The organism is Pseudomonas sp. HD57-3 (assembly GCF_056113135.1).
The window spans coordinates 3,968,617-3,990,623 of the sequence record NZ_CM148568.1 but is presented as its reverse complement, the minus strand read 5'-3'; the positions used below and the strand labels follow the sequence as shown (position 1 = coordinate 3,990,623).

Below are 22,007 nucleotides of genomic sequence, written 5' to 3'. Positions count from 1 at the left end.
GGCAGCAGCCTTCGGGCTGCTGCCATTTTTTTTGGCCGATCTACACCTCGTTCATGAAGTTTGTGTGACATCCGTTCGGTCGCGGCCCCCGCCAACCGCCTATGTCGTAACAGCAGGGGCAAGCCGACCTGCGGCCTCATGTGGCAAACAAAAAGGATCTCGTAGTGATGCTCGCTCGCCCATCCCGTCGCAGTACCCGTGTTCAGCCTCTGCAGCGCATGGCCGCCGATCCGGCGCAGTGGTTGCTCAAGCCCCTGGCGCAGGCGATTGCCTTGTGCCTGGTGGCGGGCAGTGCCGAGGCGGCGACCACATTCAGTTCGGGATGGTTTGCCGCCAAGGGCGCGGCGCAACAGGCTGCCGCAGCACGCCCGAGCGTGGGCGGATTGCCGGGGATGACACCACCGCTGGCGCAGCAGCAAAAGGCCAAGCAGCAGTTGCAACGCTCGATTCAAACCCTGAACAACACGGTGGCCGCGATTGCGGCGCAACAGGCAGCGCAGGCAGCCGGTCGCGCGGCGGCACTGGGCACGGTGCAGTTTGTACCTGACGGTCTGGGCGAGGGTGGCCTGAAGGTCGACAACAGCCTCACGCAAGGTTGGCAGAACGCCAAAGGCCCGCAGCAGACTCAGGCCGACGGCAAGACCACGGTGAAGATCGAGCAGACCGCCGACAAGGCGATCCTCAACTGGGAGACCTTCAACGTCGGACGCAACACCACGGTCGAGTTCGCTCAACAATCGAACTGGGCGGTGCTCAACCGGGTCAACGATCCGAATGCGCGAGCCAGCCAGATTCAGGGCCAGATCAAGGGTGACGGCACGGTGATGCTGATCAACCGCAACGGCATCGTCTTCAGCGGCACCAGCCAGGTCAACGTGCGCAACCTGGTGGCGGCAGCCGCCAACATCACTGACATTCAGTTCCGCGACCGCGGCCTGTATTTCGACAGCACCGGCAGCCAGCCGACGTTCACCGAGGCGGCCGGCAAAGTGCTGGTGGAGCGCGGCGCGTCCATCGAAACCGCACGACCTGCCAAGTCCACTGATGCCGGCGGCTATGCCTTGCTGCTCGGCAGCGAAGTGCAGAACGACGGCAGCATCAACACCGCCAAGGGCCAGACCGTGCTCGGTGCAGGCGATCGCTTTTACATCCGCAAAGGCTCGGGCACTGAAGGCAACGCCTTCTCCACGACGTTCGGCAGCGAAGTCACGCCGGGTTTCAAGACCGGCAGCGCTGCCGGCACGGTCAGCAACAACGGTCTGATTCAGGCCGCGACGGGCGACATCACCCTGACCGGCCACGAGGTCGTGCAAAGCGGTGTGTTGCTGGCCAGCACCTCGGTCGCCACTCGCGGCACCATCCACTTGCTCAACCCGGCTACCGACACCCAGGGCAGTGTGACGCTGGGGCAGGGCAGCGCGACGGCGATTCTGCTCGACAGCAGCGATTTGACCGCCCTCGACAGTCAGCATCAGGCCGCCCTGACCGGCGTGACGCCCAACAACAGGATTCGCAGCGACCAGTCGCGCATCGATATCCAGAGCGGCGGCAGCGTCGAGTTCCAGAACGGCTCGATCACCCTGGCCACCGGCGGGCAAGTGGCAGTGGCGGCGCAGCGTCGCAGCCTGGTGCGTGACGGCGCGATGATCGATGTCTCCGGGGCCATCGGCGTGAAAGTCGCGATGGAATCCAACAGCATCAAGATCAACGTCCAGGGCAACGAGCAGCGCGATGCCTCGGTCAATCGCGATAAAGGTGCGCTCAACAGCAACGACGTGTGGGTCGATGTGCGCGAACTGGTTTACGTGCCGGCCGGCACCAATGGTTACGCCACGGATCGCTGGTACACGGCGGGCGGCTTACTGGAGGTCGGCGGTTATCTCGGCACCCAAGGCCACAGTATCGGCGAGTGGATGGCTCAGGGCGGCATGGTCAGCTTTGCCGGCAACGACGTGGTGACCGAGAAAGGTTCGCTGATCAACCTGTCCGGCGGCACGCTGGATGTACAAAGCGGCGAGATCCGCCAAAGCTGGCTGCGCGGGGCCGACGGGCACCTGTATGAAATCTCCAAGGCGCCGGGGGATCTGCTCTACACCGGGCTGTACAAGGGCTTTGAAGACAGCAGTGAGCGCTGGGGCCAGACGAATTATTACTACAACCCGTTGATCGCACCGACCAAACGTCAGGAGTCGGGCTACACCGTAGGCCGCGATGCCGGGCAACTGGTGCTCGGCACCCGCAACGCTGTGCTCGAAGGGCAGATGCTTGGCGAGGTTTATCAGGGCGAACGCCAGACCCAGGCACCGCGTGCGGTACTCGATGGCTATGCGCAGAGCCAGACGGCGCTGGCGCGGCGCGGGCAGTTGATTGTCGGCAGTTATGACCCGGCGTACGTGGCGGCTTCCGGTGGTTTGCTCTATGGGCTTAACCCTTTGCTCGATCAGGTGCAGATCGGCGGCAAACGGCCGGTTGACGGCAATGATCGGGATCTGACCAGCGCCGTGTCCGATGCGCGCAGCGGCAAGCTGTTCCTTGATGCCGGGCAACTCAGCGACTGGCAACTGGGTGCGCTGAAAGTGGCGGCCAAAGAACGGATCGACGTGCAAGACGCCGTCACCGTCGACAAGGGTGGCGACATCACCCTTTACGGGCCGGACGTGCGGGTCAACGCGAACCTGACTGCGCGCGGCGGTAGCCTGCACCTGGGCAACGTGCTCAATCAGCTCAACACCGATCGTCTTACCGACACCCGGCTCGTCGCACCGACCGGCAAGGCCACCCGCGTGAGCGTGGCTGAAGGGGCACAACTGGACACTCGCGGTCTGTGGAGCAACCTGCGTACCAACCCGGATGATGCCGCGAGCCTGGCGTATCTGGACGGTGGCGTGGTGTCGATCCGCAGTAGCGGCGATATCGAAATCGGTGCCGGCAGTCTGCTGGACGTGTCTTCCGGCGGCGGGATTCTGGCCAACGGCAAGACGCGCGGTGGCAAGGGCGGTGATGTGACGCTGGAGTCGAGCGCCTTGTCCTCGCCGGGTGACAGCCACCTGACCCTGGACGGCCAGCTGCGGGGTTACGGTGTGTCCGGCGGTGGCCGACTGCTGATTCAGGCGGGCGACATCCTCATCGGCCAATCTGATAAACCCCTCGCCGACAACACATTGCAACTGCAACCGGATCTGTTCGACAAGGGCTTCTCTGCCTACAGCCTTATCGGCCTCAATCGCCTCGACGTGGCGGACAATACCCTCATTGACGTGCTGATGCCGGTCTACCGTTTTGGTGACGCAGCCGCGAATCAGGTCAGTGGCACTGCGCCAGGGCAGGCGCTGGAATTGTGGACGCCGACGCTTTATCAGGAAAACCCGCTCAAGGCGCAACTCACCCAGCGTGCCGGCGCCAGCCTGGCTTTGCAGGCCGGTTCCAGCGAGGTCGCTCTGGTCGATCCGACCCGCAACGCCCTGACCCTTGGCCAGGGCTCGCGCATCAGTGTCGATCCGGGGCAGCGCATCAATCTGCGCAGCGCCGGTCAGCTCACGGTCGATGGCGAGTTGAATGCGTGGGGCGGCACGATCGATATCCGCCAGCAGCAGTTCGGCTCGCTCGATGTTGCCGATTCCTCGCAGACGGCGGACAAGCAAATCCACAACCGTTCCCTCTGGATCGGCGAGCACGCGGTGCTGGATGTGGCCGGTCGCGTGGCTACCGGCATCGATGCGCTGGGTCGGGTGTATGGCCAGGTCGGCAGGGGCGGCTCGATCATCATCGGCGGCGAAACCGATGCGAAGAAAGCCACGGCCACATCGGCCGACGCTTATGTGATCGTGCGAAACGGTGCGCGTCTGGAGGCCTCCGGCGCACAAGCGATGCTGGACATTTCCGGACAGGGGCCGACGCTGGTTGCCACGGATGGCGGGCGAATTTCGCTGAGTTCCTATAACGGCCTGTTCATCGACGGCGACCTGCGTGCGGCGGCCGGTGGTGTCGGCGCGGCGGGCGGGCGACTGGAGATTGCACTGGAGACGCCGAGTTATCTGCGTAGCGATGCGAGCAACGCTGTTCGTGTGCCGCGCGAAATCGTCATCGGTCAGGACGCCGGCCCGTCGCTGTTGCCGGCCAGCCTGCAAGCGGGCGACGCCGCCCCTGCGTTGCAATACGGACGCGCTCGTCTGGGGGCCGATCAGTTGATGTCTGGCGGGTTCGATAACCTGAGTGTGCTGAGCAACGGTCTGCTGTCGTTCGGCGGAAAGGTCGATCTGCACATGAATCAAAGCCTGAGCCTGTATGCCGGGTCCCTGTCGCTGGCCGACGGCTCGCCAGACAACGTACGAATCAATCTGTCTGCGCCTTACGTGCGCCTGTCGGGCACGGGTAAGTATTTCGATGCCTTAGGAAATATCCGGCCGCGGGTGATGAACACTCCGACCACCAAAGTGGCGCCGGCACAGTTCACCGCCACGGCGGATCTGCTGGATCTGGGCAACAGTCTGTCGTTCGGAACGGCCGGGTCAATCGTGCAACTGAGCGGCCCGGCACTGGAAGTTGGGCGGCGTGGTTTTGAACAGGTCACGCTCGACAGCCGAGGCGATCTGCGCTTTCTGGCGCCCACCGGCAACGTTGAGAAAACCGAACTCTGGACACCGGGCGACCTGAACCTGCGTGCCGCGCAGATCTACCCCGCCAGCGATGTCACAGCCGAGGTGCGCGCGGGCTATCAGAGTGTCGAGCGTGACGCCAATCCTGAGCGGACCCTGCGAATCAGCAGTTCCGGGGCCGCGCCTGCCGCGTTGCCTTACTCGGTCTTCGGCAATCTGACGCTGGCCGCCGCCCACATCGAGCAGGGCGGGGTGATCCGTGCGCCGCTGGGCATGATCAATCTGGGTGACAACCTGGTTCTCAACACCCAGACATTGCAGCTGTTGCCAGGCAGCATGACTTCGGCCAGCGCCGCCGGGCTGGTCATGCCTTATGGCGGCACCACCGACGGCATCGACTATCGCTACAGCGGCAAGTCCGTGCTGCTTCGAGGGATCACCGCCGAAACCGCTGGCGTGACGCTCACCTCGAAGTATGTCGATGTGCAAGGCGGTGCGTTGATCGACCTGTCGGGTGGCGGTGATTTGCGCGGTGCCGGTTTCGTATCCGGGCGTGGCGGTTCCACCGATGCCCGCTACAACCCGCTGGTGCTCAATGCCAGTGACGGCACCTTCAGCCTGCCTGGCCTGGCCAGCAACCCGGTATACGCCATCGTGCCGGGGAATCAGAGTGCTTATGCGCCGATGCTTGCCGAGGCGGAGGCGGTCGATCCGCGCATCGGCCAGCAGATCACCATCGGGGCCGGCGTGCCGGGGCTGGCGGCGGGCACCTATACGCTGCTGCCCTCGACCTTTGCGCTGTTGCCGGGGGCCTTCCGGGTCGAGGTCAATGGCCAGGCGGCAGCGGGTGCAACCGCCGCTGCGTTGCCACTGCGCAATGGTTCGTGGACGAGTTCGGGGCGGATGTCGATTGCCAATACCGGCCTGCGTGACAGCTTGGCGAGCCAGGTCATCCTGACATCCGCCGACGTGCTGCGCCGTTACTCGCAGTACAACGAGACCTCTTTCAGTCAGTTCATCCAGAGCGATGCGACGCGCCGGGGCGTGCCTCGGGCATTGGCGCCCATGGACGGCAAATCCCTGAGACTGAATCTGACCCAGGGCGCCGCACCGGGTAACGCGCTGGATTTCAACGGTCAGGCGCTGTTCCAGCCCGCCACGGGAGGCGTCGTCGGGACGGCAGTGGTGCACGGCGCGCCGAACTTCGAAATTCTCGGTGCGGGACATTCGGGCACTGAAGGTTTTGCAGGCGTGTCGCTGTATGCCGACAGCCTCAATTCGCTCGGCGCCGGCCGCTTGACCCTCGGCGCGCAACCGACGATCGATTACAACACGTCGGGCAACATCATCGCGTTCAGCGGCGATACCTCAACGATAACCCTGCGTGAAGGTGCCGTGTTGTCGGCACCCGAAGTGCTGCTGCGCACCACCCGGACCGATGGCGGTATCACCCTCGAAGCCGGCTCGGGCATCAACACTCTGGGGCGTGGCAACGCGCCTTACGATTCCAGCACCGGCTTCATCTACAAACCGGGTGCGGCGGGGTTGCTGGTGGTGTCGAACGGCTGGACCAATGTGCTGGCGCCAGACGTTTCGGTCAGGACATCCGGCGCGGGTAACATTCTCATTGGCAGTTGCCCGACGACAACGTGCAACAACCCGACGCTGCTCTATTCCAGCGGCAGCATTACCGCCGCCACTGACAAGCAATTCGAACTCGACGAAGCGGTACGCTTCGGCACCCGTCATCTGACGTTGGCCGTGGGCTCGGTCAATGCCGGCAGTGCCGAGGCCTTGAGCGCCGCCGGCAACCGGGTGCCGACCGGTCTGACCCTGAACCAGAATGTCTTGAACCGCCTGTTGCGGGGCGATACACAGTTCGGCGCACCGGCCCTGGAAACCCTGAGCCTGACCAGCCGCGATGCGTTCAATTTTTACGGCAGTGTCAGCCTCGATACGCTGGATCCGCAGACCGGTGTCAGCAAGCTGCAAAACCTGATTCTCAGCACCCCGGCCATTTACGGCCTGGGTGAAAGCGGCGACGTGGCGTCCATTCGCACCGCCAATCTGATCTGGAACGGTGCGACTCAGGATCCGGGCGTGGTGATCACGGGCGGCGCCGGCACCGGTCGGGGCACGCTTGATATTCAGGCGCAACGGATCGAGTTCGGCTACGGCCCCAATCCGCAGGCCAGCGGTCTGGAGCAGAACAAACGTCTGGTATTGGGTTTTGCCGACGTCAACCTCTCTGCCAGCGATCGCATCACCGCCAACCACAAGGGCAGCCTGGCGGTTTACCAGACGCAGGGTGCTTTTGATCCGGTCAACGGTTATGCCTACAGCGGCGGCAATCTCACGCTGCGTACGCCGTTGCTGACGGGGGAGGCGGGCTCGGTCAACCTGCTCAAGGCCGGTAACAACCTGACCCTGACGGGTGCCGGTACAGCGGCTGCCGCCAATGCGCTGGGAGCCGAATTGACCCTCGATGCGCGCAATGTCCTGCTGGACAGTCGCATCGCCCTGGCCAGCGGCAAACTGGTGGTCAAGTCCGAGGACGATCTGACCCTCGCCAGTGGCGCGAATCTGGACATGGCGGGTCGCACCTTGCCGTTCAACGATGTGAACAAGTACAGCTGGGGCGGCGATGTGGCGCTGTACAGCCGCGACGGCAATATCCGCCAGGCGGCGGGTTCGCGAATCGATCTGTCGGCGCAGAACAATCAGGCCGGTAACATGAGTGCCGTCGCCCTGGCCGCCGATGCCGGCATGGTCGATCTGCAAGGCGATATCCTCGGTGCGAGCAGCGGCTATTACGATGCCGGCGGAACGCTGGTGCCTTACAAGGCCGGTGGCGTGGATATCCGCGCGCAGCACCTGAATGGCGATGCGAGCCAGCAATTCGCGGCTCTCAATCAGCGCTTGAATGCGGGGCAGGTTTTCGGCAGCCGCAGCTTGCAGCTCAAGCAAGGCGATCTGCTGATCGGCGACGGGCTCAAGGCGGGTGAGGTCAATGTGTCGGTGGACAACGGCCGGCTGACGGTGGTGGGTCTGATCGATGCCAGCGGCGAGCGGGTCGGCAGTATTCGCCTGTCGGCGCAAAACGGCCTGACCCTGGCAGGCAATGCGGTGCTTGACGCCCATGGTCGTGTGCTGCGGGTCGACAGCTACGGCAAGATCATCGACGCACCGAACCGGGCGATGGTCGAACTCAACTCCGGACAAGGCGTGCTGACCCTCGGCGCCGGTGCGCGCATCGATTTGCGCCATGGCACCGAAGCTGTTCGCGGCTCACTGCCGGGGCAGTCCGACGGGTTGCTGCGCGGCACGCTGGAGCTGAACGCGCCACGCCTGGGAGCGGGTGACATTGCCATCGATGCCGGCGGTGCGCTGAGTATTCAGGGAGCCCGCTCGATTGGTCTCAACGCCACGCGCCGCTATACCGATGCCAGCGACGGCACGGATCCGGCGGCCAGTGGACGTCCGTATCAGGTGATCGATCAGGCATATCTCGATCGCATCCACGGCGACAGCACGGCGTTCATCAATGCGGCGCTGGCCAACGGCAACTTGCTGAACAACAAACTGGCCGGCCTGAACAACGCCACTTATGCAGACGCCTTCCATCTACGGCCTGGGGTCGAGATCGCCAGTAAAACCGCCGATGGTGATCTGGTGGTACAAGGTGATGTGGACCTGTCCGGTTACCGTTACGCCAGCCTGAATCCGCACACGCAGAAGACTTCGGTATACGGCTCGGGCGAGGCGGGCAACCTGGTGATCCGCGCGGGCGGCAACCTCGATATCCATGGCAGCCTCAACGACGGTTTCGCGCCGCCGCCGGAGACCGTGGACGATGCCGGCTGGAAATTGCTGCCGGGGATTCAACCGTTCGGCGGCGATCTGATCGTGCCGGGAGCGGGCGTTACGCTCGCGGACGGTACGGTGTTCCCGGTCGGCGCCACGTTGAACTACGACCTCCCGTTGCAAGCGACGACGCTTGCCAGCGGCACGCTGTTGCCGACCGAGGCAACGCTGGCGGCGCCTTACACCTTCGGCGCCGGCACGGTGCTCGCCGGCTCGGTTCGCGATGCTTCGGGCAACGTGCTGTATGCCGCCGGCACGCTGCTCGCCGACAGCGTGACTTTGCCCGCGGGCAGCCGGCTGGGAGCGGGTATCCGTTTGAATGACGCAACAGCGTTGCAAGCCCTGCGCTGGCCCAAAGGCGTGCCGCTGCCGGGCAGCGTCGAGGCCGGCGACGCCGGGGTCAAGGGCGTACGCCTGAGCGGTTCGCTGGCCCTGTTGCGCGGCTCGCTGATTCCGTCGATGACCAATGTCGTACTGGCGGACGGCACGGCGTTCATCGAGTTGCGGCCATTGACCGGCACGACCCAGGGGCGCAATTGGGCGGTCGCCAGCATGTTGCCGGCCGGCAGCGCGTCGTGGTCGATGCGCGTGGTGGCGGGGGCCGATCTGAGCGCCGCGGACAGCCGGGCGATCAAACCGGTGTCCAGCGATGGCAATCTGCGCCTGGCCGACACCCATTACGGTCTGACCGTGACAGAAAAACCACCGACCCTGGTCTGGGGCGAGGGCAACCTGGGCGGCTTCACGCCGGGTGACCCCGTCCCCGAGGATCAAATGATGTGGTGCGACTGGGCGCCGAACTCCTGTGTGCCGGCCCCGCGCTGGGTCTGGGCGCCGGACAACTGGATGGGCATGCCGCCTGGCTCGCCGATGACCGACGATGATGTGCTCGCCTGGTGTGGTGCATTCCCGGAACTGTGCGTGGAAAACAAACCGGGTACCACCGTAAAGACCCACACACAGATGTTCAGCGTGCTGCGGACCGGCACCGGCGATCTGGACGTACTCGCCGCCGGCGATCTGAGCATGGATTCGCCGTACGGCGTGTATACCGCCGGCACTCAGTCGCAAGACATCGATCCGCGCTTCAATCAGCCTCGCGGAAAACTGTCGGACAACGGCTCGGTGCTGGGCAGTGCCGGCGGCGACTACGAAAAATGGGTCAGTGGCAGTGACAGCCTGTATCAGGCCTGGTACCCGCAAATGGGCGGCAACCTGACCATCAATGCCGGCGGCTCGATTTCGGGCGATGTACTGGGGCGTCGCGGCTTGTCGCAAAACATGGACACCCGTGAGCAGGTTCCGAGTGTGGCCGTGGGTAACTGGCTCTGGCGTCAGGGCACCGGCAACAGTGATGTGCCGACCGCGTGGTGGATCAACTTCGGCAGCTATGCGACGCAGCCGCTGCCGGATCAGAGTGTTGATACCGGCCCGTACCTGGTCGGTTTCACCGGTTTCGGCACCTTGGGCGGCGGCAATATCAGCCTGCGTGCCGGGGGCGATGCCGGCATGCTCAAGGCGATGGGCGACGGTAACAAGACCAACCTTTATCCGCGCGGGCAGGGGCTGGTCGTGGCGGTCGGCAGCACCGGGCGCGTGGACAGCGACGGCAGCCTGCAATTGACCGGTGGCGGCGACATGGACATCCGCATCGGCGGGTCGGTCAATCCGTCACTGCACGCCCGTGCCGGAGAGAACGGCATCGGTGTCGCACAACACGACCTGCAAGGCGCGTTGATCAACCTGCGCGGTGCTGCGCGACTGGCCGGCGGCGCGCTGGGCGGGATCAATCTGCAGTATGGCGCCGCAGCCTCGACCCAGGATCCTCGTGAGGTGCGTCCGCTCGACCCGTTCACGTCCACGATGGGCAGCGCCTCCGGTGGGCTAGTGCTGATTCCGGGGGATTCGGGGATGAGTCTCAGCACGCGCGGCGATCTGGTGTTGGGCGGGGCGGCGGATCCGGGTCGGGTGCGGCTGCAGAACTCCACGCCGTTCACCACGGACGACGGTGTCGTCCATGAGGGGGGCGGCCTGACGGGCTTCTCGTTGTGGACCGATCACACCGCCATCGACCTGTTTTCGGCGGGAGGCAACCTGACACCGAGCACCCAACTGGGCGAAGTCGACGGTCAGGGCCCTGTCACCGGCCGCAATACGTCGCCTACCGATGGACGCTTCGTTTACCCGTCGATCCTGCGGGCGGTGGCGGCGCAAGGTTCGATTTATGCCGGACCTTCAGCGGTCTATAGCCAAGGCAGTGGAACGGTGCCGGCAACCGGGTATTCGCTGCTGCTGGCACCTTCCAGAACCGGGCAGCTGGAGTTGCTGGCGCAGGACTCGATCTACGCGGGTGGCTATGCGATCAATCAGTCGGGCGCCAGTCCGCTGTCCATCGCCACACCGTTCGCGCCGGCCTTCAACGGGTACGGCAACAACACGTCAGCCACGCCGATCATGAGCAATCGCAACAGCGACGGGGTTTTGCCGGACAAGAATCTGCGCTATCCGTTATTCGCTTTCGGCGCCAACAGCTACTCGGGCTTGAGCGACGTCCAGACACCGGCGCGGTTCTACGCCTTGACTGGTGATCTGGTGGGCGTTCGCAGCGGTGAAACGCTGACGTTCAGCCTGTCGAAGCGTACCTGGTACGAAGCCGCAGGCCCTGTCTGGATGCTGGCCGGGCGCGATATCGTGGCGTCCGGTACTTTCCTGGGCAGCCCAACGACCGTGCCTGGTGCCGAGATGGGCATAACACCGACAGAAAGCATCACCTCGACCGGCAACCTGTTCGTGCATGACGACCCCAGGGACGTGTCGCGGGTATCGGCAGGGCGCGACATCCTCTACAGCAGCTTCGATATCGCGGGCCCCGGCGTGCTGGATATCAATGCCGGGCGCAATATCCTGATGGAAGACCGCGCCAGTATCACCAGCCTTGGCTCATTGGTGGCCGGTGATCAGCGGCCGGGCGCCAGTGTGGTGTTGCAGGCCGGTGTGGGCGCGCAGGGGCCGGATTATTCGCGGTTCATCGCCCGGTACCTGCACCCGCAAAACCTCGCGGACCCGAACGCATCCCTCAACGGGCAACCGGGCAAAGTGGTCAAGACCTACCTCGACGAGCTGCAGAGCTGGTTGACACTCGGCTACGGTTTCAGCGGCAACGCCGAACAGGCGCAAGCCTTCTTCGCAGCCCTGCCAAGTGCCGAGCAGGCGATCTTCGCCCGTCAGGTGTACTTCGCCGAACTGCGTGCTGGGGGCCTTGAATACAACGACGCCGATGGCCCGCGCAAAGGCAGTTACCTGCGTGGTCGCAACGCCATTGCTTCGCTGTTCCCGACTACCGATGTGGCCGGCAATCCGATCCGCTACGACGGCGACATCACTCTTTATGGCGGCGCCGGGGTCAAGACGCTGTTCGGCGGTGACATCCAGATGCTCACGCCGGGTGGTGGTCAGGTGTTCGGTATCGAGGGCGCGGCGCCGCCGTCTACGGCGGGGATCATCACTCAGGGCTCGGGCAACATTCAGCTCTATTCCCAAGGCAGCATTCTGCTGGGGCAGAGCCGGATCATGACCACGTTCGGCGGTTCGATCCTCGGCTGGTCCGCCGAGGGTGACATCAACGCCGGTCGCGGCTCGAAAACCACCGTGGTCTACACGCCGCCGAAACGCGTGTACGACACTTGGGGCAACGTGACCCTGTCACCATCGGTGCCAAGCACCGGCGCCGGTATCGCCACGCTCAACCCGATTGCCGAAGTGGCCCCAGGGGACATCGACCTGATCGCGCCGCTGGGCACCATCGATGCGGGCGAGGCGGGGATTCGTGTCTCGGGCAACGTCAACATCGCCGCGCTGACGGTGGTCAACGCCGCCAACATTTCGGTGCAGGGCAAGGCGACCGGCGTGCCGGTGGTTTCGGCGGTCAACACCGGGGCGATCACCTCGGCCAGCTCCGCTGCGTCCTCGGCAACCCAGGCGGCGGAAGACGTCGCCCGTCAGCAGCAAGCCGCCTCGCGCCAGAACCAGGCCTCGGTATTCACCGTGCAGGTACTCAGCTTCGGCAACGAACAACTGGCCCCGACCCGCGACGGCGCCAGCCGCGCACCGACACCGGGCTACAACCCCAACAGCCCGGTGCAGGTGCTGGGCGCCGGGGCGCTGGATGAACAGGCGAAGCAGCAGCTCACCGAAGAGGAGCGGGGGCAGCTGACGTTGTAAAGGACTCTCGTGTAGTACGCTTCGGGCGGCCGTTTGGCCGCCCTTTTTTTATGTTGCTGAAGTTGAGGGGTATTTTTGACGGGCGTGAAGCACCCTCAGTATTTTGATGTGTCCATTCACTCGATAGACCAGCAGATAGTTCGGATGAATCACCATTTCGCGAGTGCCAGGCACTCGGCCAGGTCGGTAGCCATAAGGTATTGATGAAAGTCGCTGTGCTGCTGCACCCACCTTGTGTCTTAGCGAAATTGAAGCGTTGGTATTGTGTTGCTCGATGTATTTGAAGATGTCAGCCAGTTGACGCGAGGACTTGCTGCTCCATTCAAGCTGCAGCGCGGCGCTTCCTGCGTATCTCTTCCAGCATCTGGTCGAGCATTGCCATAACTTCATCATGGGGAATGCCAGGACTTGGATCATCCAGTGCATCCTGTATCTCTGCACGAAACCAGCGATCGTAGCTCTCGGCCTCTTCTTCGGATTCGAAGTCAGAGTAATACGGGGAAAGTAATAAGCTCATAGTGATCTCCGTGATCAATCTCGGCAGTTTAAGGGGGAATGGTCCATTGTCGTCACTGGCAGACGATGCACCCCATAAGCCCTTGAAGAACCATGGGATAACGAAGCCCAGTATCTGCAAGCACCCCTTTGAAATCTGCCGGACGTTTCCCACCGTTGTCCGGCAATCTCGACCGCCGCTGTAGGCCTATTCCTGCCCTCCGTTTTTCAGGTTTTCAGCCTACAAATCCGCGCGCGCCTTCCTACAAATGCACTCAGAACGCATAGGGAATACTCACCTTCGCCCACAACATTTCCCCCTCTGGCCGGTTCTCCACGTCGAACTCCTTGGCCCAGCGAATCTCGGCGCTGGCGTACTTGAGGAAGGTGAAGTGCAGCGCCGGGCCGATGGCGAAGACCTTGCCGCGTACGCCGTCGTTCACGTCTTCGCCGGCGAACTGCACGGTGTGGCCGAACTGTTTGTCGTCGGTGGTCTGCTTGAGGTAGTAGCCGTTGATGCCGAGCATCAGGTCGTCGGTGATCTTGTAGCTGGCCGAGTAATCGAAGTGGAAGATCTGCCCGGACTTGTAGTCGGTGTCCTTGTTTTTCTCGTTGAAACTGTAGGTGGTCTTCATCGACACCTCGGTGCGCTCGGTCGGCAGCCAGGTGAAGGAGAACAGCGGTTTGTAGGTGTAGAAATTGTTGCTGGTGTTGGCCAGCCGATCGACGCTGTATTCGCCGGTGGGCACGGTGATTTCCACGGCGGCGCCGAGGGTCAGGTCCTTGCCCATGTCCCACAGGATGATCGGCGCGATGGTGGTATCGCCCATGCCTTCGCGGGTGTCGCTCAGGCCGAATACCGAAACTTCCTGCTTGAGCCACGGCTGGGCGATGTAACCGGCCAGGCGCCCGCCGAAGATCCGCACCGGGCTCAGGTAGTCGAGACGCGGGATGACTGCGGTGGATTCGATCTCGACATTCGGCACCTTGCCGCCGAACGAGCTGATGTTTAGCTTCCGCGCCTTGTAGTGGTTGTAGTAGAGGTTGAAGGCGACCATGTTCTCCGGAAGACTGTCGACTTCCATCGGCAGCATGAAGAAGCCGTCGGTGCCGGGGCCGATGTTGTCGACACCGGCTTCGGTGGCCAGCGCCGGCAGGGTCGCGGCGCAGCCGAGCAGGCTCAGCGCCAGTCGCACAGGGAATGTCGCGCGGTTCGGGGTCATGTCCGTCCTCATTATTATTGTGTTTTGGGCGCAACGCCGGCACGCAGGGCGCCCGGCCACTATAGAAATAAGCCCTTGGCGCACGCCGCGGCAGGGTATTGGCGGACACGGAAGGGGGCTTCTGCGGACAGCCCGTCAACCCTGTGCTAACTTCCTTCGACATAACCGGTAACAAAAATAACAATTCAGCGTGATCCGGAATGTCAGCCTCCATGAACGTAAAAGTCCAAGACCCGACCTTCGAACTGGCGCTGGTGTCGCCATTTCTCCTGCAAACCCTGGCCGAAGTCGCCGCCAACAAGGGCATCGAGCCGCAGAGCCTGTGCCGTGGCCTGGGTTTCGATTTCGAGGATTTGCAGGACCCGGCGCAGCGGATTTCCTACCGCCAGGCCGTGGCCATGATCCAGCGTGCGCTTAAGGCTTTACCCAATCAGGGACTGGGCCTGTGGGTCGGCGCGCAGAACGTGCTCGGCACGCTGGGCCTGCTCGGGCATGTGTTGTCGCTGTGCAAAACCTTGCGCGATGCGTTCGAAATCGGGGTCCGGCATCAACACACTTCCGGCGGAATCGTTGTTTCCAGCGTCGATGTGGTGGGCGATCAGGTGTACGTCGACGTCGAATGCCGGTTGCCATTCGCCGAAGTGCAGGTGTTTGCGGTTGAAGAGTTTTTCGCCAGTCTGCTGGTCTATGGCCGGGCGCTGGTGGGCGAGACGTTCAAGCCGATTGCCGTGGAGTTCATGCACGCCGCGCCGGATTACGTCGATGAGTACCGGCGGCTGCTGGGGCCGGAGGTGCGCTTTGGGTGTCTGCACAATCGCATGCTGATCGACGTGCAGTGGCTGGATGTGAACCTGCCCAATCATCATTCGCTGGCGCTGCGTCAGGCGGTCAAGTTGCTGGAGCTGGAAGCGGCGCAGGTTCACCAGAAACTCGATCTGATCCAGGCCGTGGAGCGGGCGATTGCCCGGGACTTGAGCCGGGGCAGCCACATTGAAAAGATCGCTGGCGATCTGAACATGAGCAGTCGTACCTTGCGTCGGCGGCTGACTGAACATTCGCTGACGTTCGAGGCGCTGCTGGAGCAAGTGCGGCAGGCACGCACCATGAGTTTGCTGGCCAATCCTGATATGCCGATCGAGCGGATTACCGAGGAAGTCGGCTATAGCGACGTGCGCAGTTTTCGGCGGGCGTTCAAGCGCTGGACGGGGAAGAGTCCGAGTGCGTGGCGCAGCGAGTGCGTCATCTGATCCCACACAAATCCTCCGGCTACAGTTAAACTCCGCGCTCTTTCCAAGGAGTTCACATGAGTTACTACCAGCCGGGCATCCTCGCCACCCCAGTTCCGCCGCAAGCACGTCATCTGTTTTTCGCCCTCGAGTCGGTTGAAGCGCTGCCGCAGGCGATCGACAACCTGCTGAACCTGGTGGACGGCAAGTCGGCGGTGGTCGGTTTTGGTGAATCCCTGGCCAAGGCCCTGAATGTGAACATCGACGGCCTGCGCAGCTTCCCGGCGCTGACCGGCGTTGGCGTGGAAAACCCGTCGACCCAGCACGCCCTGTGGGTCTGGCTGCACGGCGTCGATCGTGGCGAGCTGCTCAACCGCAGCACCGCGCTTGAGGCCGCACTGGCCCCGGCGCTGCGTCTGGTGCAGATGCAGGAAGCCTTCCGCCACAAGGACGGCTATGACCTCACCGGTTATGAAGACGGCACCGAAAACCCGCATGACGACGCCGCCATCGCCGCCGCACTGCAAAGTGAAGGCGCGGACGGTCTGGTCGGTGGCAGCTTCGCTGCGATTCAGCAATGGCAGCACGACCTCAAGGGTTTCCATACGTTGTCGGCCGAAGACAAGGACAACATCATGGGCCGTCGCCTGAGCGACAACGAAGAGATCGACGACGCCCCGGTGTCCGCCCACGTCAAACGCACCGCCCAGGAAAGCTTCGCCCCGGAAGCCTTCGTCGTGCGTCGTTCGATGCCGTGGATCGAAGGCGACCGCGCCGGCCTGATGTTCCTGGCGTTCGGTTTTTCCCTCGATGCCTTCGAAGCGCAACTGCGCCGCATGAGCGGTCTGGAAGACGGCATCACCGACGGTCTGTACCGCATCAGCCGGCCGATCACCGGCGGCTACTACTGGTGCCCGCCGCTGCAAAATGGCCACCTCGATCTGCGCGCACTGCGCATCGGCTGAGGCACAAGCATGAACGTGGTGCGTTGGGGCATGATCGGTTGCGGCAGCGTCGCTGAACGCAAGAGTGGGCCGGCCTTCTACAAGGCGCCCGGTTCTGCGTTGGTGGCGGTAATGGGCCGACGCCTCGACGCCGTGACCGATTACGCCACGCGCCACGGCATCGCCCGGACGTACACCGACGTCGATGCCTTGATCAACGACCCCGAGGTGGACGCGGTGTACATCGCCACGCCACCCGACAGCCACCACGCCTACAGCCTGAAAGTCGCCGCCGCCGGCAAGCATTGCTGCGTGGAAAAACCCATGGCCCTCAACGCCGGTCAAAGCCGCGAGATGCAGCAGGTGTTTGCCGACGCCGGCCTGCACCTGTTCGTGTCCTATTACCGCCGTTCGTTGCCGCGTTTCCAGCAGGTTCGGCAATGGCTGGAGCAGGGGCGCATCGGCGAGGTGCGGCATCTGAGCTGGACGCTGACCAAGGCGCCATCACCGAAGGATCTGGACGGCAGCGACAACTGGCGCACCGATCCGGCGGTGGCCGGAGGCGGGTACTTCGCGGATCTGGCCAGCCATGGGTTTGACCTGTTCCAGTACCTGCTCGGCGACATCGTGGAAGTCGCCGGCTTCACCGCGCGTCAGGCCGGGTTGTATGCGGCGGAAGATGCGGTCAGCGCCAGTTGGCGATTTGCCTCGGGCGCGTTGGGCATGGGCTGCTGGAGTTTCGTTGCGGACCGGCGCGAGGATCGGGTCGAGATCATTGGCAGCCAAGGGCGGATCGGGTTTTCGGTGTTCGACGAGCATCCGGTCGAACTGCACGCCGATGAGCACATCAGCCTGGAAATCCCTCACCACGAACACATTCAGTGGCACCACGTACTGGGCATGAACGCGCAGATTCGCGGTGAGTCGCAGCACCCGGCAATCGCCGTCGAAGCCCTCAAGACCGATTGGGTCATGGATCAGATCCTCATGCGCCACTGAAGGCGCATCTAAGGTTATGCCCAAACAATATTTCTCAAGCTTGTCATAACGTCTCTAAGATCACGTCATAACTCGTTATAACAAGTGATCCCGTGATGACCGATAACGTTCTCTCTCTTGGCAGCGTCCCGCTGCACACCCAACTGCGCGACGTACTGCGCGCCCGGATTCTCGACGGCGAATACCCGCAGGACAGCCAGATGCCGTCCGAAAGCGAGCTTGGCACGCTGTTCAAGGTCAGCCGCATCACCGTGCGCCAGGCCTTGGGCGATCTGCAGAAAGAAGGGTTGATCTTCAAGATCCACGGCAAAGGCACCTTCGTCGCCAAACCCAAAACCTTTCAAAACGTCAGCACCCTGCAAGGCCTCGCCGAGTCCATGACCGGCCGTGGCTACGAGGTGATCAACCGCCTGCGCAGCTTCAAATTCATCGCCGCCGACAAACTGGTTGCCGAGCGTTTGCAGGTCGCTGAAGGCGAAATCGTCGCCCAGATCAAACGCGTACGCCTGATCAACCGCGAGCCGATTTCGCTGGAAATCACCTACCTGCCCAAAGCCGTCGGCGAGCGGCTGGAGAAGGCCGATCTGGTCACCCGCGACATCTTCCTGATCCTCGAAAACGACTGCGGCATCGCCCTCGGTCACGCCGATCTGGCCATTGACGCGGTGCTGGCCGACAGCGACCTGACCCAGGCACTGAACGTCGAGGCCGGCTCGCCGATCATGCGCATCGAGCGTCTGACCCATGATGCCAACGGCCAGCCGCTGGACTTCGAACACCTTTACTACCGTGGCGATGCGTTCCAGTACCGCCTGCGGATCGACCGGCAAAAAGGGGCCTGAACATGACCCGCAACACCTTAGAGCAGGAATACGACATCGTCGTGATCGGCGGTGGCACTGCCGGCCCGATGGCCGCGATCAAGGCCAAGGAAAAGAACAAGGAACTGCGCGTGCTGCTGGTCGACAAGGCCAACGTCAAGCGCAGCGGCGCGATCAGCATGGGCATGGACGGCCTGAACAACGCGATCATCCCCGGCCACTCGACGCCCGAGCAGTACACGAAGGAAATCACCATCGCCAACGACGGCATCGTCAATCAGGCAGCGGTCTATGCCTACGCCACCCACAGTTTCGAAACCATCGAGCAACTCGACCGCTGGGGCGTGAAGTTCGAGAAGGACGAAACCGGCGATTACGCGGTGAAGAAAGTCCACCACATGGGCGCCTACGTGCTGCCGATGCCGGAAGGGCACGACATCAAGAAAGTCCTGTATCGCCAGTTGAAACGCGCAAGGGTCAACATCACCAATCGCCTGGTCTGCACCCGTTTGCTGACCGACGAGGAGGGCGCAGTCAACGGTGTGATGGGGTTCGACTGCCGCACCGCCGACTTCCATGTGATCAAGGCCAAGGCAGTGATTCTTGCCTGCGGCGCTGCCGGGCGACTGGGTCTGCCGTCCTCGGGTTACCTGATGGGCACCTACGAAAACCCGACCAACGCCGGTGACGGTTACGCGATGGCGTACCACGCCGGGGCCGAACTGGCGAACCTCGAGTGCTTCCAGATCAACCCGTTGATCAAGGACTACAACGGCCCGGCCTGCGCGTACGTCACCGGCCCGCTCGGCGGCTACACCGCCAACAACAAGGGCGAACGCTTCATCGAGTGCGACTACTGGAGCGGGCAGATGATGTGGGAGTTCCACCAGGAACTGGAAAGCGGCAACGGCCCGGTGTTCCTCAAACTCGATCACCTGGCCGAGGAAACCATCCAGAACATCGAAGAGATCCTGCACAGCAACGAACGTCCGAGTCGCGGCCAGTTTCACGCCAATCGCGGCACCGATTACCGCACGCAGATGGTCGAGATGCACATCTCGGAAATCGGTTTTTGCAGCGGCCACTCGGCGTCCGGCGTGTGGGTCAACGAGCGCGCCGAAACCTCGGTGAAAGGTTTGTACTCGGCCGGTGACATGGCCGCCGTGCCGCACAACTACATGCTCGGCGCATTCACCTACGGCTGGTTCGCGGGCAACAACGCGGCGGAGTTTGTCGCCGGGCGCGAGTTCTCCGCGCTGGATGCCGAGCAGATCGAAACGGAAAAGGCCCGGGTCTACGCACCGCTGGATCGCGAACACGGCCTGCCGCCGGCACAGGTCGAGTACAAGCTGCGGCGCTTCGTCAACGACTACCTGCAACCGCCGAAAGTGACGAAGAAAATGGAAATCGGTCTGCAACGTTTCAGCGACATCGAACGCGACCTCAACGAAATGAAGGCCAACAACGCCCACGAACTGATGCGCGCCATGGAAACCAGCGTGATCCGTGACTGCGCTGAAATGGCTGCCCGCGCCTCGTTATTCCGCGCTGAAAGCCGTTGGGGCCTGTACCACTACCGCGTCGATCACCCGCAACGGGACGACCGCGAATGGTTCTGCCACTGCCACCTGAAGAAGGGCGAAGACGGGCGCATGACCAGTTTCAAGAAAGCCGTCGAGCCTTACATCATCCCCCTCGACGCCGAGGAAATGCAGGCCTACGACCGCCTTCGGGTCGGCGCTTTCGCCGCTTGATGCATCACTAGAGAGAGTCCGAACCATGGCCTATCAAGCCCAGGAAATCTTCTTCCGCTCCAATGCCCCCGTCACCGTGGACGAGGACAAATGCATCGCCGAAAAGGGCTGCACCGTGTGCGTCGACGTCTGCCCGATGGACCTGCTGGCGATCAACCCGGCTACCCAAAAGGCCTACATGGCGTTCGATGAATGCTGGTACTGCATGCCGTGTGAAAAGGACTGCCCGACCGGCGCCGTCAAAGTCGAAATCCCGTATCTGCTTCGCTAAAACGCTATCCGGCAACACCGGACGCCTGATTCAACACACCCCTCGTTTCCCACCGCGCCCTGATCGCGGCGGAGACGAACATCCTATAAATGATTCGAGGGGATTCAACCATGTTGCGTGCAGCAATCGCCGGTCTGGTACTGGCTTCGTTCACCCTGTCGGCCTCGGCCGAAACCATCCGCATTGCCATCGGCACTCAGGACACCACCATCAATTGCGCCGCCGGCGGCCTGTTGATTCGCGAGCTGGGCCTGCTCGACAAATACCTGCCTCACGACGGTGCCTACAAGGACGCCAAGTACGACGTGCAGTGGAAGAACTTCACCAGCGGCGCACCGCTGACCAACGAGATGGTCGCCGGCAAACTCGACTTCGGCGCCATGGCCGATTTCCCCGGTGCGTTCAACGGCGTGGCATTTGAAACCGCCAGCAAACACAGCCTGTTCATCAGCGTGTTGTCGGGCAGTATCAAGGGCAGCGGCAACGGCATCGTGGTGCCGAGTGCGTCCGGCGTGCAGTCGTTGAGTGAACTCAAGGGCAAGACCATTTCCGTGCCGTTCGCGTCCACCGCCCACGGCATGTTGCTGCGCGCCGTGGCGGAGCAGGGCTGGGATCCGCTCAAGGACGTGAACATCATCGCCCAGCCGCCTGAGGTCGCAGGCTCGGCGTTGCAGGCCGGCAAGATCGACGCCCACGCCGACTTCGTGCCGTTCGCCGAACTGTTCCCGAGCCGTGGCTTCGCCCGCAAGATCTACGATGGCGCCCAGGCCAATGCGCCGACTTTCCACGGTGCGCTGGTCGATCAGGCTTACGCGAAAAAGTACCCGGAAATCGTCGTTGCTTACCTGCGCGCCAGCATCGAGGCCAATCAACTGCTGGCCGCCGAGCCGGAGAAATACAGCGAACTGATCGCCAAGGTCACCGGCGTCGATGCTGAGGTCAATTACCTGTTCCACGGCCCGCTCGGTGTGCAGACCCGTGACCTGAGCTGGAAACCGGAATATCGCCAGGCTGTGGGCACCGCGATCGACACGCTGAAGCTGTTGAAGAAGGCCGATCGTGGGCTCGATCTGAATACCTTTATCGACGATCAGTACATCCGTGCGGCGTTCAAGGCTTCGAATCTGGATTACACCGCGCAACTGACCAACTACGCGCAGACGCCGTTGAAGTCTGTCGATGCGGCGACCGGGAAAGCGATTTCGGACTTCAGTCATGTCGCGGAAATCTGGGTGCGCGGTGAGGACAAGGTCCGGCGGTATGCCTCGGCTGAAGAGGCGTTCACGGCGCTGGCCGGCCTGAAGTCGGAAGGCAAGAACATCCGGGCGGTGTATGCGCAGGCGAGTGACAGCGGGATCAAGTTGCTGGCGGAACAGGCGTGGTTTGCCAGTGATGCGAAGGGGCGCCTCAGCGCGTTTCTGCTCAAAGGCCAGGCGCAGCAATTTGCCTCGGCGCAGGGTGGGAAGGTCTTCGACTTCACCGATGCCACGACCCAGGCCGTTGCCAGTCGTTAACTCAAACGTAGATCGTTCCCACGCTCTGCGTGGGAATGCCGCCATGGACGCTCTGCGTCCACTGTGACGCGGAGCGTCAC

11 protein-coding genes are annotated in these 22,007 nt (G+C 63.0%); 8 read left to right on the top strand and 3 right to left on the bottom strand.

All coding sequences use genetic code 11. The features are described 5' to 3' along the window. The first annotated feature begins 167 nt into the window (after positions 1-167). Positions 168-12,680, top strand: a complete 12,513-nt coding sequence (locus tag AC0R79_RS17760; protein ID WP_474730937.1) for a filamentous haemagglutinin family protein — start codon at positions 168-170, stop codon at positions 12,678-12,680. Positions 12,681-12,728: 48 nt separating this feature from the next. On the opposite strand, the gene AC0R79_RS17755 is transcribed toward AC0R79_RS17760, so the two are convergent. The 3 genes from AC0R79_RS17755 to AC0R79_RS17745 form a co-directional block, all read right to left on the bottom strand. Continuing rightward, the gene (locus AC0R79_RS17755; protein WP_096820007.1) at positions 12,729-13,070 is read right to left on the bottom strand and encodes a type II toxin-antitoxin system RelE/ParE family toxin; all 342 of its coding nucleotides are present in this window, start codon (positions 13,068-13,070) and stop codon (positions 12,729-12,731) included. Further along, positions 13,003-13,197 (bottom strand): type II toxin-antitoxin system RelB family antitoxin, encoded by a 195-nt coding sequence (gene relB, locus AC0R79_RS17750; protein WP_085745848.1) that lies wholly within the window; start codon positions 13,195-13,197, stop codon positions 13,003-13,005. The genes AC0R79_RS17755 and relB overlap by 68 nt, the downstream gene beginning before the upstream one ends. A gap of 253 nt (positions 13,198-13,450) precedes the next feature. Next, a complete protein-coding gene (locus AC0R79_RS17745) occupies positions 13,451-14,398 on the bottom strand; it encodes a SphA family protein (protein ID WP_085603133.1) in 948 nt (315 codons plus the stop codon). Between the two features lie 212 nt (positions 14,399-14,610). On the opposite strand from AC0R79_RS17745, the gene AC0R79_RS17740 reads away from it, so the two are divergent. From AC0R79_RS17740 to AC0R79_RS17710, 7 genes are all read left to right on the top strand, one after another. Then, positions 14,611-15,645 (top strand): AraC family transcriptional regulator, encoded by a 1,035-nt coding sequence (locus tag AC0R79_RS17740; RefSeq protein ID WP_007959404.1) that lies wholly within the window; start codon positions 14,611-14,613, stop codon positions 15,643-15,645. A gap of 56 nt (positions 15,646-15,701) precedes the next feature. Further along, entirely contained in the window at positions 15,702-16,589 is an 888-nt protein-coding gene (locus AC0R79_RS17735; RefSeq protein ID WP_474730933.1) for a Dyp-type peroxidase, read from the top strand. 9 nt (positions 16,590-16,598) lie between these two features. After that, positions 16,599-17,567, top strand: a complete 969-nt coding sequence (locus AC0R79_RS17730; RefSeq protein WP_474730931.1) for a Gfo/Idh/MocA family protein — start codon at positions 16,599-16,601, stop codon at positions 17,565-17,567. Positions 17,568-17,662: 95 nt separating this feature from the next. Continuing rightward, positions 17,663-18,409 carry a GntR family transcriptional regulator gene (locus AC0R79_RS17725; RefSeq protein WP_085603142.1) on the top strand — a complete coding sequence of 249 codons (747 nt, stop codon included), beginning with the start codon at positions 17,663-17,665 and terminating at the stop codon, positions 18,407-18,409. Between the two features lie 2 nt (positions 18,410-18,411). Further along, positions 18,412-20,142 (top strand): fumarate reductase/succinate dehydrogenase flavoprotein subunit, encoded by a 1,731-nt coding sequence (locus tag AC0R79_RS17720; protein WP_127798366.1) that lies wholly within the window; start codon positions 18,412-18,414, stop codon positions 20,140-20,142. 25 nt (positions 20,143-20,167) lie between these two features. After that, positions 20,168-20,413: a 4Fe-4S dicluster domain-containing protein gene (locus AC0R79_RS17715; RefSeq protein WP_007959413.1), complete on the top strand. Its 246-nt coding sequence runs from the start codon at positions 20,168-20,170 to the stop codon at positions 20,411-20,413. A gap of 110 nt (positions 20,414-20,523) precedes the next feature. After that, entirely contained in the window at positions 20,524-21,927 is a 1,404-nt protein-coding gene (locus tag AC0R79_RS17710; protein ID WP_375747282.1) for an ABC transporter substrate-binding protein, read from the top strand. Positions 21,928-22,007: the final 80 nt, after the last annotated feature.